This window comes from Streptomyces fructofermentans (assembly GCF_014651055.1).
In the GTDB taxonomy this organism is placed as follows: Bacteria; Actinomycetota; Actinomycetes; order Streptomycetales; family Streptomycetaceae; genus Streptomyces; species Streptomyces fructofermentans.
On the sequence record NZ_BMWD01000005.1, the window covers coordinates 1 to 12,885 of the forward strand.

The 12,885-nt window shown below is 67.2% G+C and carries 8 protein-coding genes; 7 read left to right on the forward strand and 1 reads right to left on the reverse strand.

The window, feature by feature from the left end:
- Positions 1–179: 179 nt before the first annotated feature.
- A complete protein-coding gene (locus IE265_RS08715) occupies positions 180–4,004 on the reverse strand; it encodes a GH92 family glycosyl hydrolase (protein ID WP_190034827.1) in 3,825 nt (1,274 codons plus the stop codon).
- A 484-nt stretch (positions 4,005–4,488) separates the two neighbouring features.
- On the opposite strand from IE265_RS08715, the gene ngcE reads away from it, so the two are divergent.
- From ngcE to IE265_RS08750, 7 genes are all read left to right on the forward strand, one after another.
- Positions 4,489–5,943 carry an N-acetylglucosamine/diacetylchitobiose ABC transporter substrate-binding protein gene (gene ngcE / locus IE265_RS08720; RefSeq protein ID WP_190034828.1) on the forward strand — a complete coding sequence of 485 codons (1,455 nt, stop codon included), beginning with the start codon at positions 4,489–4,491 and terminating at the stop codon, positions 5,941–5,943.
- A gap of 50 nt (positions 5,944–5,993) precedes the next feature.
- Complete coding sequence (locus IE265_RS08725) at positions 5,994–6,917, forward strand: carbohydrate ABC transporter permease (protein WP_190034829.1); 924 nt, start codon at positions 5,994–5,996, stop codon at positions 6,915–6,917.
- Positions 6,918–6,928: 11 nt separating this feature from the next.
- Complete coding sequence (locus IE265_RS08730) at positions 6,929–7,852, forward strand: carbohydrate ABC transporter permease (RefSeq protein ID WP_190034830.1); 924 nt, start codon at positions 6,929–6,931, stop codon at positions 7,850–7,852.
- Positions 7,853–8,033: 181 nt separating this feature from the next.
- Positions 8,034–9,233, forward strand: a complete 1,200-nt coding sequence (locus IE265_RS08735; RefSeq protein WP_190034831.1) for an ROK family transcriptional regulator — start codon at positions 8,034–8,036, stop codon at positions 9,231–9,233.
- A gap of 120 nt (positions 9,234–9,353) precedes the next feature.
- A complete protein-coding gene (locus IE265_RS08740) occupies positions 9,354–10,472 on the forward strand; it encodes a substrate-binding domain-containing protein (RefSeq protein ID WP_190034832.1) in 1,119 nt (372 codons plus the stop codon).
- A gap of 204 nt (positions 10,473–10,676) precedes the next feature.
- The gene (locus tag IE265_RS08745; RefSeq protein ID WP_190034833.1) at positions 10,677–11,468 is read left to right on the forward strand and encodes an ATP-binding cassette domain-containing protein; all 792 of its coding nucleotides are present in this window, start codon (positions 10,677–10,679) and stop codon (positions 11,466–11,468) included.
- A complete protein-coding gene (locus IE265_RS08750; protein WP_190034834.1) occupies positions 11,465–12,757 on the forward strand; it encodes a sugar ABC transporter permease in 1,293 nt (430 codons plus the stop codon). Before IE265_RS08745 ends, IE265_RS08750 begins: the two co-directional genes overlap by 4 nt.
- Positions 12,758–12,885 lie beyond the last annotated feature (128 nt).

Here is a 12,885-nt window from a genome sequence, read left to right on the forward strand (position 1 = left end):
CTACGTGATCTACTAACGGCCGCATAAGCCATCAGGTGTTGCGAGCATCTCTAGAATCCGCCGGAACGGACGTGGGGGCACGGTGTCCAGGGCCGTGCGCCGCGGGCCGCCGACGCCGACCGGCCGAGGCCGGCGGGCGCGGGCGGACTCCCGACGGCGTCGGCCGTACGGGGACGGCGCTAGGCCAGCAGCTCCACCTCCGCGAGCGTCGCCTCACCGTCGACGACCAGCCGGTACTTCCCGTACGCGCCGGGTGCCGCGACCGAGAAGGCGCGTGTCTGGCGGTCCCACGTGAAGGACTCCCCGGAGCGCGTGTCGAGGTCCTTCCACGTGGTGCCGTCCGTGGAGCCCTGCAGGACCCACCCCTTGGGCGCCTTGGCCCTGTCCGAGGACGTCAGGGTGTACTGGACGGCCTTGACCTCCTCCTTGACGGGCAGGTCCACCGAGGCCGCGGCCGCGTCCGTGGCGGACGTGTCGTCGAACAGCGGACCCTCGCCCCGGAGGGCGTCCTGGCGCGGCGAGGGGACCTTGTCGTCCTCGGTGATCGAGACGGGCGCCGCGTTCTTCCCGGTGCCCCACGAGGAGGGCCTCGGCCCCATGTCGAACTCCAGCACTCCGCCGCGCGAGATGAGCGAGTGCGGCAGCGAAGTCGACGTCCACTTGCGGCCGTTGACCTTCAGGCCCTGCACGTACACGTTCTTCGCGCTGTTCTTTGGAGCCTTGACCACCAGGTCCCGGCCGTTCTCCAGGTGCACGGTCGCCTTGGTGAACAGCGGTGAGCCGACGGCGTATTCGCCGCTGCCCATGACCAGCGGGTAGAAGCCGAGCGAGGAGAACAGGTACCAGGCCGACTGCTCGCCGTTGTCCTCGTCGCCGTGGTAGCCCTGCCCGATCTCGCTGCCGGTGTAGAGGCGGGAGAGGACCTCGCGGACGTTCTTCTGGGTCTTCCACGGCTGGCCGGCCGCGTCGTACATGTAGTTCACGTGGTGGGCCACCTGGTTGGAGTGCCCGTACATGCCCATCCGGACGTCACGCGCCTCGGTCATCTCGTGGATGACGCCGCCGTAGGAGCCGACGAAGTCGGGCGAGGCGGTCTCGGGGGTCGCGAAGTACGTGTCGAGCTTGTCCGCGAGCCCGGAGCGCCCGCCGTAGAGGTTCGCCAGTCCCCGTGAGTCCTGGGGCGCGGTGAACGCGTAGCCCCAGCCGTTCGTCTCGGTGTAGTCGTGGCCCCACACCCGGGGGTCGTACTTCGTGGACTCGACGCGCCAGTCGCCCTTCTTGTCGCGGCCCTGGAAGAAGCCCGCCTTGGCGTCGAAGAGCTTCACGTACTCCTGGGCCCGGTTGAGGAAGTACTGCGACTCCTCCTTGTAGCGCTTGTCACCGGTCTTCCGGTGGAGCGCCTGCCCCATCCTCGCGATGCCGTAGTCGTTGAGGTAGCCCTCCAGCGCCCACGACAGCCCCTCGTGCGTGTCCGTGCTCGTGTACCCGAGGAAGGGCGAGGTCGCCATGCCCTTGCGGCCGACGCCCGAGGAGGGCGGAACGACCGTCGCGTTCTTCACCGCCGCGTCGTACGCGGACTCGGCGTCGAAGTCGACGCCCTTCACGTACGCGTCGGCGAAGGCCACGTCCGACGACGTGCCGGTCATCAGGTCCGCGTAGCCGGGGGAGGACCAGCGGGAGGTCCAGCCGCCGTCCTTGTACTGCTGGACGAACCCGTCGACCATCTCGCCGGCCTGGCCGGGGGTCAGCAGTGAGTAGGCGGGCCAGGTCGTCCGGTAGGTGTCCCAGAACCCGTTGTTGACGTACACCTTGCCGTCGACGATCTTCGCCCCGGTGTGCGTCGGTGTGTCCGGGCCGGGCATCGGGGAGAACGGCGAGGCGTACTTGTACTCCTTGCCGACCTTCTCGAAGCCGGAGTTGGGGTACAGGTACAGCCGGTAGAGGCTGGAGTAGAGCGTCGTCAGCTGGTCGGGGGTGGCACCCTCGACCTCCACCTTGCCGAGCAGCCTGTCCCACTGCTTCTGGGCGCGCGAGACCACCTTGCCGAAGGAGGTGCCGTCCGGGATCTCCTGGCGGAGGTTGTCCTTGGCCTGGTCGATGCTGATCAGGGAGGTGGCGAGCTTCAGCGTGACGGTGCGGTCCTCGCCGGCGTCGAAGCGCAGATGGCCCTTGACGCCGGAGGAGCCGCCCTCGACGACGGGCGCGTCGAACACGCCGTGGACGAAGAGCCGGGTCGCGCCCGTGGACAGACCGGACTTGACGTCCGAGTAGCCCGTGACGATCCCGTTCTCCTTGTCCAGGGTCAGACCGGCCTGGTCCGTGACGTTGTCGAAGATCACCGAGGCGTCGTCACCGGGGTAGGTGAAGCGCAGGGCCGCCGCGTGGTCGGTCGGCGCCATCTCCGCCTTGAGGCCGTTCTCGAACGTGACCCCGTAGTAGTACGGACGTGCCGTCTCGTTGTCGTGGCTGAAGGCGAGCGCCCGGGCGGCGCGGCCCGTCTCCGGAGTGCCCTCGGCGGCGGACGGCATCACCTGGAAGGTCTGCCGGTCGCCCATCCAGGGGCTGGGCTCGTGGCTCGCGCTGAACGCCTGGATCGTGGGCAGGTTGTCCGCGTTGTTGCCGCGCGCGTAGTCGTAGAGCCAGCTCAGCGACCCCGCGTTCGTCACCGGCGTCCAGAAGTTGAAACCGTGCGGCACGGCGGTGGCCGGGAAGTTGTTGCCGCGCGAGAAGCCGCCGCTGGAGTTCGTGCCGCGCGTCGTGGACGCGTAGTCGGACAGATGCGCCTTCGGCTTCTCGGGTGCCTTGACGCGCAGGGAGACGTCGTCCAGCCAGCCGCGGAACTTGGCCGGCCCCTTCGGGGAGTCGTACGCGACCAGGATGCGGTCGACGGTCCGGCCGGCCGCGACCGAGCCGATCCGCGAGGCGACGTTGTTCCACTGGTTGACGTACAGCACCTTCGCCGCGCCCTGTCCCTGCGGCGTCAGCGCGAAGCCGTGCTGGTCCAGCGGGCGCAGGTCGCTCAGGTACGTGCCGTCCGTGAAGGCCAGGTCCACCGAGACGTTGGTGGCGTCGTAGTCGAGGTCGCCGTCCGCCATGGACGGGAAGATCCGGTAGGACAGCTCGGTGTCGCGGCCGACGGCCACGTTCACGTCGAAGACCTTGTTGTACGAGTAGGCGCGGCCGTCGGCCTTGTGGGTGCCCGCGTAGCGCAGGGCGCGCTTGCCGGTGAAGCCCGCGCCCGCCTTCGCGGTCGGCGAGCCGCTGGGGCCGCGGTCGACCAGGGACAGCATGTCCTTGGGCGTCGGGTCGTCGTCGCCGCCCGTCGAGAACTGGACATCGGCGAGTTGGAGGATGCCGCCGCTGTGGTTCCTGGTGACGTCCAGCCGGAAGTGCGCGTACTTCGCGGGTTCCGCGAGGTCGTACTTCTTCGTCTGGAACCGCTCGCCGAAGGACTCGCCCGTACGGGTGTCGAGGGTCTTCCAGTCCGAGCCGTCGGTGGAGCCCTTGAGGGTCCAGTCGGCCGGGTCGCGCTCGTCGTGGTCGTTGGCCGAGGTCAGCGCGTACGAGACCAGGTCGACCGGGGCGTCCAGGTCGAACTCGACCCAGCCGCTGGACTCGAAGACCAGCCATTTCGTGCTGGGTTCGACGTCGACGAGGTTCTCCTTGACCTCACCCCCGCCGGTGTTCTCGCCGCTGGCGCGGACGTCCGTGACGTGGTCCGTCACGTTGCCGGGGATGCCGGTGCTGTAGCCGCCGTCGACACCCGACGTGCGCTTCGTCCCGTCGGACGAGGTGTCGACAGTGTTCAGCCAGTCGGGGGCGCGGTCGCCCGTCTCGAAGGAGGAACGGAACTCCTTGTCGGCGGCGGCCGCTTCACCCGGTCGGGCGACGGCGGCGCCCTGTGAGGCCACCACCAGGGCGAAGGCCGCCGCTCCGAGTACCGCGGTGGAGCCCCACCGGTGTCGTGCTCCGTGCCGAGTTCTCTTCCGTGCTCTGGAGTGCATGCGCGAGCACCCTCCCTGCGCCTGGACAACGTTGTCAGATTTGCTGCGCAAGGACCAGTAGGGAGTCAAGTGGCCAAGGATGTCAAGGGTGTTGGGTGTGGCGTACGGGGGGTTGCGCCGAAGGCCCCTCGCCGGGCCGCCTGGCGGCTCCCTGTTCGACCCCTGATCGGCCGCTGTGAGGTGTGCGCGCGGGAGCGCCTGATATTTCCGCGAGGTCTCACTTAGGGAAAGAACGTCGGCCAACCCTGCATTCGATCTTGCTCAGCTGGCGGGAAGTGGACTATACCTGTCGCGTCCACTCCGGTCGTTCGACCGGTCGTGGACAGGCAATGACCACGGGGGCGAGAAGCGCGGCGGACACCGAATGCCGTGCGTTCTCGCCCGCCCCCGTGTGTGAAAAGTGCACGACCCCAGCTTCACCAACCGCGGTGCCGGGGAGGGTCCGGTTCACCGCCTGAGTCCTGATGAAGGCGAGGACTTGAGCATGGGATCCACTTCTGCCCACAACAACGGCGAGGGCGTCGGCCGCCGTGATCTGATCAAGCGGTCCGCCGCGCTCGGCCTGATTTCCGTACCCACGATGGGATTTCTCTCGGCCTGTGCCACCGGAGGCGGTGGCGGTGACGACAAAGAGACGAAAGCGCCCGGTGGCGAGAAGTCCGCGAAGAACCCCCTGGGGGTGAAGAAGGGCGCCGCTATGGAGGCGTTCATCTTCAAGGGCGGCCTGGGCGACCAGTACGCCAAGGACGCCGAGGCCGACTACAACAAGACGTACGGCGTCACCGTCAAGCACACCGGCACCCAGCAGGTCGGCCCCAAGCTGACCCCGCGCTTCGCGGGCGGCAACCCGCCGGACGTCATCGACAACTCCGGCGCCGACCACCTCGACATGAACAAGTTGTCGACGCAGGGGCAACTCCAGGACCTCCAGGCCCTGCTGGACGCCCCCTCGCTGGACGACGCGGCCAAGAAGATCTCGGACGTCATCCACCCGAGCACCATCGAGAAGGGCAAGCACGGCGACGTCTTCGACGTCCTCTACTACGCCTTCACGATCTACGGCACGTGGTACTCGCAGAAGGCCATGGACGACAACGGGTGGGAGTACCCGAAGACGTTCGACGACATGGTCAAGCTCTCCGGCGACATCAAGAAGAAGGGCATCGCGCCCTGGACGTACCCGGGCAAATATCCCTACTACGTCCACTTCAACCTCTTCGGCCAGATCGCCAAGATCGGTGGCATGGAGGAGTGGATCGCCATCGACAACCTGGAGCCCAACGCCTGGACGAAGAGCGACGCGGTCAAGCAGGTCGTCGAGTTCTACGAGGAGCTGGCCGCCAAGAAGTACTTCCTCGAAGGCTCCCAGGGCCTGACCCACATCCAGTCGCAGACCGCCTGGAACAAGGGCAAGGCCATGTTCATCCCCAACGGCTCCTGGGTGGAGAACGAGTCGGCCCCGACCACGCCGAAGGACTTCGGCATGGCCGTCGGCGCCCTCTTCGACGGCGGCGCGGGCGACAAGATGCCGCAGGGCACCCTGCGCGCCGAGCCCAGCGAGCCGTACATCGTCTCCAGCAAGGGCAAGAACCCGGCCGGCGGCATGGAGCTGCTGCGCATCATGCTCTCCAAGAAGCACGCGCAGAACTTCGCGACGAAGGTGAAGTCGCTGACCTGTGTGGTCGATGCGACGGAGGGCATGACTCTCTCGCCGGGCCTCGCGTCCGCGAGCAGTGTGTTCAAGACGGCCGGGGACAACCTGATCAGCCTTCAGCTCCAGGAGTGGTACCCCGCGCTCACCGACGAGAAGATCGGCGGCCTCACCGGCCAGCTCCTCACCGGTGACCTGAAGGCCGCCGACTGGATCAAGAAGACGCAGGCGTACGCCGACGCGGTCGCCAAGGACGACTCGGTCAAGAAGTTCAAGCGCGAGCAGTAGACCGCACGTCCGGCAGGCCGGAAGACAAAGGGGAAGGGCCGGGAAGCGCAATGCAACACGGCAAGTACCGATTCATCGTGGGCTTCCTGGCCCTACCCGTGATCATTTACGCGATCTTCGTGATCTCGCCGTTCGTCCAGGCGTTCCAGATCTCGATGACCGACTGGTCGGGACTTGTCGGGACGGCGAAGTTCGTCGGCCTCGACAATTTCCACAAGCTGTGGGACAGCGACGACTTCTGGAACGCGCTGCGCCACAACGTCTATATGCTCATCGCCGTCCCGATCGTCACACTCGGGCTGGGTCTGTTCTTCGCCTTCATGCTCAATGTCGGCGGAAAGCGTCGGAAGAACGAAGTCATCACCGGGGTCACCGGATCGAAGTTCTACCGATTCGTCTTCTTCTTCCCGCAGGTCATCTCGATCACGATCGTCGCCGTCATCTGGTTCAACATCTACAACCCCGACCCCGACGACGGGATGCTCAACTCCCTGCTCGGCGGGCTGGGGCTGGACAGCCTGCAGAACGCCTGGCTGGGCGAGAAGAACCTCGCCCTGCTCTGCATCATGGCCGTGATGATCTGGTCCCACGTCGGCTTCTACGTCGTGCTGTTCTCCGCGGCGATGGCGTCCATCCCGCGCGACATCTACGAGGCGGCGCTGCTCGACGGGGCGAACCGCTTCCACACGTTCTTCCGCATCACCCTGCCGCTGCTGTGGGACACCGTGCAGACCGGCTGGGTGTACATGGGCATCATCGCGCTCGACGCCTTCGCGCTGGTCCAGATCATGTCGGTGAACATGGGCGGACCCGACGGCGCGACGGACGTCATGCCGCTGCGCCTCTACCTCACGGCCTTCCGGGACAGCCAGTTCGGCTACGCGTCCGCGATGGGCGTCGCCATGCTCATCGTCACCATGACGTTCGCAGTGCTCACGATGCGCTTCGCGCGCCGTGAGCGGATCGAGTTCTAGGGATACGGCGGATGACGACCGAAATCGACGCGGTGACCAAGACGGACGAACCCCGTCCGGCCGTCACCAAGAAGCTCGGACCCACCGACGGCCGCAGCTCCGAGGGCGGGGTGCTCCACGTCTTCTCGCACGGCATGCTCGTCCTGTGGGCGCTCATGGTCGGCGTGCCCCTGCTGTGGGTGCTCTGGAGCTCGTTCAAGACCAGCAACGGCATCCTCAGCGACCCGTGGGGCCTGCCCACCACGTTCCACTTCGAGAACTGGTCGAACGCCTGGAACAAGGCGAACATGGGCCAGTACTTCCTGAACACCATCATCGTCGTGGGCGGTTCGGTCACCGGCACGATGGTGCTCGGCTCCATGGCCGCGTACGTGCTGGCCCGGTTCACGTTCCCGGGCAACCGGTTCATCTACTTCATGTTCGTGGCCGGCATGTCGTTCCCGGTGTTCATGCTCGTGATCCCGCTCTTCTTCGTGCTGCGCGACTTCCCGGGCTCGTCGCTGCTGGCCACCTACCAGGGCCTGATCCTGGTCTACATCGCCTACTCGCTGCCGTTCACGGTGTTCTTCATGACCGCCTTCTTCCGCACCCTGCCGACCTCCATCGCGGAGGCGGCGCTGATCGACGGGGCGTCACATACGCGGACGTTCTTCCAGGTCATGCTGCCGATGGCCAAGCCGGGCCTGATCAGCATCGGGATCTTCAACTTCCTGGGGCAGTGGAACCAGTACCTCCTGCCGATGGTGCTCAACCAGCAGGAGGACAAGTACGTCCTCACCCAGGGCCTGGCCATGATCGCGCTCCAGCAGGGCTACGAGAACGACTGGGGCGCCCTGATGGCAGGAATGATGATCGCGATGATGCCGGTGCTCGCCGTGTACGCGATCTTCCAGCGCCAGGTGCAGTCCGGTCTCACGGCGGGCGCGCTCAAGTAACGTTCGGTTTGTGAGGGTGGTCCCGGATTGCGTCCGGGACCACCCTCGTGTCTTCGGGCGCATCGGAGCACCCCTCTGCTCAACCTCTTGACGGGAGGCAACCCAAACGGCTCAGCTTAGAGTTCACTAGTTGGACATAGACGGGGCCTCACCGAGGCGGCCCCGTACGCAGGAGGTCGTCGTGGAGACTCCGGGGTCGCAGTCATCACTGCACCGGGCCAATCTCGAACGGGTCGTACGCGCGGTGCGCCTGGCCGGATCGCTCACGCAGGCGGAGATCGCGAGGACCACGGGCCTTTCCGCGGCCACGGTCTCCAACATCGTCCGTGAGCTCAAGGACGGCGGGACGGTCGAGGTCACACCGACTTCCGCGGGTGGCCGCAGGGCCCGCAGCGTGAGTCTGAGCGGTGACGCCGGCATCGTGATCGGGGTCGACTTCGGGCACACGCATTTGCGCGTCGCGGTCGGAAACCTGGCCCATCAGGTACTGGCCGAGGAATCCGAGCCGCTCGACGTGGACGCTTCGGCGGCACAGGGCTTCGACCGGGCGGAACAGCTGGTCAACCGCTTGATCGCGGCAACCGGGGTGGACCGGGACAAGGTCGCGGGGGTGGGCCTCGGAGTGCCGGGGCCCATCGACGTGGAGTCCGGGACGCTCGGCTCCACGTCGATCCTGCCGGGCTGGACCGGCACCAGGCCCGCCGAGGAGCTGCGGGGGCGGCTCGGCGTGCCGGTGTACGTGGACAACGACGCGAACCTGGGCGCTCTGGGGGAGCTGGTCTGGGGGAGCGGCAGGGGCGTCCGGGACCTGGCGTACATCAAGGTCGCGAGCGGTGTCGGCGCCGGACTCGTGATCAGTGGCAAGATCTACCGCGGCCCGGGTGGCACCGCCGGAGAAATCGGGCATATTACTCTTGACGAGTCCGGACCCGTCTGCCGCTGCGGCAACCGCGGCTGCTTGGAGACGTTTGCGGCCGCACGCTACGTGCTGCCGCTTCTTCAATCCAGTCACGGCACCGACCTGACCATGGAAGGGGTCGTGCGGCTGGCGCGGGACGGAGACCCTGGCTGCCGTCGGGTGATCGCCGACGTGGGCCGACACATCGGGAGTGGAGTCGCCAACCTCTGCAACTTGCTCAACCCGAGCCGGGTGGTCCTCGGCGGCGATCTCGCCGAGGCCGGTGAGCTCGTCCTCGGGCCCATCAGGGAGTCCGTCGGCCGCTATGCGATCCCCAGTGCGGCACGGCAGCTCTCCGTTCTGCCGGGGGCCCTCGGCGGCCGGGCGGAAGTCCTCGGGGCACTCGCTCTCGCACTCAGCGAGATGGGCGATTCGACCCTTTTGGACGGATCTTTCGCCTCGGTCGCGCCTGCCTTCACTTAGAGAACGGATGGCACCGTTGCCATCTCGTTAAGGATTTACTTCTTGACGCCGCACCCGTGGCCAAGTTGACTTCGAGCCACCTCGGCCGCAACGTCGCGGCCTCGTCAGGGAGGTTTCTGAATGAACATGCGTATGCGTCGCGCCGCCTTTGCCGTTGCCGCTGGTGCGATGGCCGTCTCGCTCGCTGCCTGTGGCAGCGCCGGCGACTCCGACGAAAGCGGCGACAGCACGAAGTCGCCGGCCAAGGGCGACAACATCAAGGTCGGCCTTCTCCTCCCGGAGAACCAGACCGCGCGGTACGAGCAGTTCGACAAGCCGCTCATCGAGAAGAAGGTCGCGGAGCTGACGGACGGCAAGGGCGAGGTCATCTACGCCAACGCCAAGCAGGACGCCACCACGCAGGCCCAGCAGGTCGACACCATGATCACCAACAAGGTGGACGTGCTGATCGTCGACGCTGTCGACTCGAAGGCCATCGCCAACTCGGTCAAGAAGGCCAAGGACGCCGACATCCCCGTCGTCGCGTACGACCGCCTGGCCGAAGGCCCGATCGACGCCTACACCTCCTTCGACAACGAAGAGGTCGGCCGTGTCCAGGGCAAGGCCCTCCTCGAGGCTCTCGGCGACAAGGCCAAGCCCTCCGCGAAGATCGTCATGATGAACGGCGCGGTCACCGACCCGAACGCCGCCCTCTTCAAGAAGGGCGCGCTGTCCGAGCTCGAGGGCAAGGTCGACATCGCGAAGTCGTACGACACCAAGGAGTGGAAGCCGGAGAACGCCAACGCCAACATGGAAGGCGCCATCTCCGCGATCGGCAAGAAGAACATCGTCGGCGTCTACTCCGCCAACGACGGCATGGCCGGCGGTATCATCACGGCCCTGAAGTCGGCGGGCGTCACCCCGCTCCCGCCCGTCACCGGCCAGGACGCCGAGCTTGCCGGTGTGCAGCGCATCGTCGCGGGCGAGCAGTTCATGAGCGTCTACAAGCCGTACGCCCCGGAGGCTGCCGCCGCCGCGGAGATGGCCGTCGCGCTCGCCAAGGGTGAGAAGCTCGACTCGGTCGCCAAGGACTCGGTCGACAGCCCCACCACGAAGGGTGTCGCCTCGGTGCTCGTCCCGGTCACCTCGCTGACCAAGGAGAACATCGCCGACACCGTCGTCAAGGACGGCGTCTACACCGTCGCCGACATCTGCACGGCCAAGTACAAGGCCGCCTGCGACAAGATCGGCCTCAAGTAGTAACCCGCTGGTCCGTCGACCAGGTGCGGGAACCCGTCAGCGGGTTCCCGCACCGGGCTCAGTGCCCGTGACGGACCGGCACCCGAAGCCCCTCCGGCGCCCCGCAATCACCAGCCCCGCAAGCTAGGGCGGGGCGCCGGAAGGAACACTTCACCCCTCCGAATTCTTCTGCACAACCTCCCGCCGGGTCAGGCGGCGAAGGAGATGGTTCACGTGTCCGCTACGCCTGTCCTGGCGTTGCGCGGGGTCTCCAAGCGGTTCGGTGCCGTCCAGGCGCTCACCGACGTAGAGCTCGAGATCCACGCCGGCGAGGTGGTCGCCCTCGTCGGCGACAACGGCGCCGGAAAGTCCACGCTGGTCAAGACGATCGCCGGCGTGCACCCCATCGATGAGGGCGTCATCGAATGGGACGGCAAGACCGTCCAGATCACCCGGCCGCACGACGCCCAGAACCTGGGCATCGCGACCGTCTACCAGGACCTCGCGCTGTGCGACAACATCGATGTCGTCGGCAACCTCTACCTCGGGCGTGAGCTCAAGAAGAGGGGCATCCTGGACGAGGTCGAGATGGAGCGCCGCTCCCGCGAGCTGCTCCAGACGCTGTCGATCCGCATCCCCAGCGTGCGCATCCCGATCGCCTCGCTCTCCGGCGGTCAGCGCCAGACCGTGGCCATCGCGCGATCCATGCTCGGCGAGCCCAAGCTGGTCATCCTCGACGAGCCCACCGCGGCCCTCGGCGTGGAGCAGACCGCCCAGGTCCTCGACCTGGTCGAGCGTCTGCGCGAGCGCGGCCACGCCGTCCTCCTCATCAGCCACAACATGGCCGACGTGAAGGCTGTCGCCGACAAGGTCGCCGTGCTCCGGCTCGGCCGCAACAACGGCGTCTTCGAGGTCAAGACCACCTCCCAGGAAGAGATCATTTCCGCCATCACCGGTGCCACGGACAACGCCGTGACCCGTCGTGCGGCGCGCAGCAACGGGGAGGCTCAGAAGTGAGCACCGACAAGACCTCCGCCAGCAAGGACGAGCACCTCGTCGAGAACCCCGAGGCGGCCGCCGCCGCGGTCACCGCGGTCGACCCCCGTCTGCTCGTGCGCGAGCAGGGCCTCGCCGGCTACGTCGGCGAGTTCAAGCGGAAGATGCGCGCCGGTGACCTGGGCTCCGTCCCGGTCGTCATCGGCCTGATCGTCATCTGCATCATCTTCCAGAGCCTGAACTCGGCCTTCCTCTCCGCCGAGAACCTGAACAACATCGCCGTCGCGATGGTGGCGACCGGCATGATGTCGGTCGGCATCATCTTCGTGCTGCTGCTCGGTGAGATCGACCTGTCGGTCGGCTCGGTCAGCGGTGTGGCGGGCGCCATCACCGCGGTGCTCACCGTCACGCACGGCATGAACCAGTGGCTCGCCATCCTCATCGCCCTCGCCAGCGGCGCGGCGATCGGCTCGCTGCACGGCTTCTTCTTCGCGAAGATCGGGGCTCCCGCGTTCGCGGTGACCCTGGCCGGCCTGCTGTTCTGGCTCGGCTTCATGCTCCAGATCCTGGGCGAGAACGGCACCATCAACATCGACAGCGAGGGCGCGGTCGGCAAGCTGACCACGTACTACTTCTCCGATGTCGCGGCCGCCTACGGACTGGCCACCGCCGCCGTGGTGCTCTTCTTCGTCACCACGTTCCTGGACAGCCGCCGCCGCGAGGCCGCGGGAGTGCCCTCCCGTCCGCTGAGCGAGATCGTGCTGCGCACGGCGCTGCTGGCGATCATCGCGTTCGCCGCGGCGATCATGTTCAACCAGTACAAGGGCCTGCCCCTGGCGCTGCTGCTGTTCCTGCTGGTCCTGGTGGGCACGGACTTCCTGCTCCGCCGCACGGGCTACGGTCGCAAGATCTTCGCCCTCGGCGGCAGCGTCGAGGCGTCCCGTCGTGCCGGTATCAACGTCACGGCGGTCCGGATCTCGGTCTTCGCCATCGCGGGCCTGTTCGCCGCGGTCGGCGGTCTCTTCTGGTCCTCCAAGATCGCCGCTGCCAACCAGAGCGCCGGTGCCGGTGACCTTCTGATGAACGTCATCGCCGCCGCCGTCATCGGTGGCACCAGCCTCTTCGGTGGCCGGGGCCGCACCTGGAACGCGCTTCTCGGTGTCATGGTCATCACCTCGATCCAGTACGGACTCGCCCTTGAGGGCATCGCCACCCCGGTCCAGTACATGATCACCGGTGGAGTCCTGCTCGCGACGGTCGTCATCGACTCCGTCACCCGCAAGACCCAGCGGACCGCCGGCCGCGCCTAGCGCCCGGAGGGCCGGCGGGTCGACCGCGCGGCCCGCGGCGCGGAGCACCCCGGAACCCGTTGTCCTGACGGGTTCGGCGGGCCCCGCGCCCCCGGTGGGGCGCAGCCCCTCCCACGACAAGTGCCCGG

Coding starts and splice junctions, on each gene's coding strand:
- IE265_RS08715 (WP_190034827.1), bottom strand. CDS start 4,004: ATGCACTCCAGAGCACGGAAGAGAACTCGGCACGGAGCACGACACCGG.
- ngcE (WP_190034828.1), top strand. CDS start 4,489: ATGGGATCCACTTCTGCCCACAACAACGGCGAGGGCGTCGGCCGCCGT.
- IE265_RS08725 (WP_190034829.1), top strand. CDS start 5,994: ATGCAACACGGCAAGTACCGATTCATCGTGGGCTTCCTGGCCCTACCC.
- IE265_RS08730 (WP_190034830.1), top strand. CDS start 6,929: ATGACGACCGAAATCGACGCGGTGACCAAGACGGACGAACCCCGTCCG.
- IE265_RS08740 (WP_190034832.1), top strand. CDS start 9,354: ATGAACATGCGTATGCGTCGCGCCGCCTTTGCCGTTGCCGCTGGTGCG.
- IE265_RS08745 (WP_190034833.1), top strand. CDS start 10,677: ATGGTTCACGTGTCCGCTACGCCTGTCCTGGCGTTGCGCGGGGTCTCC.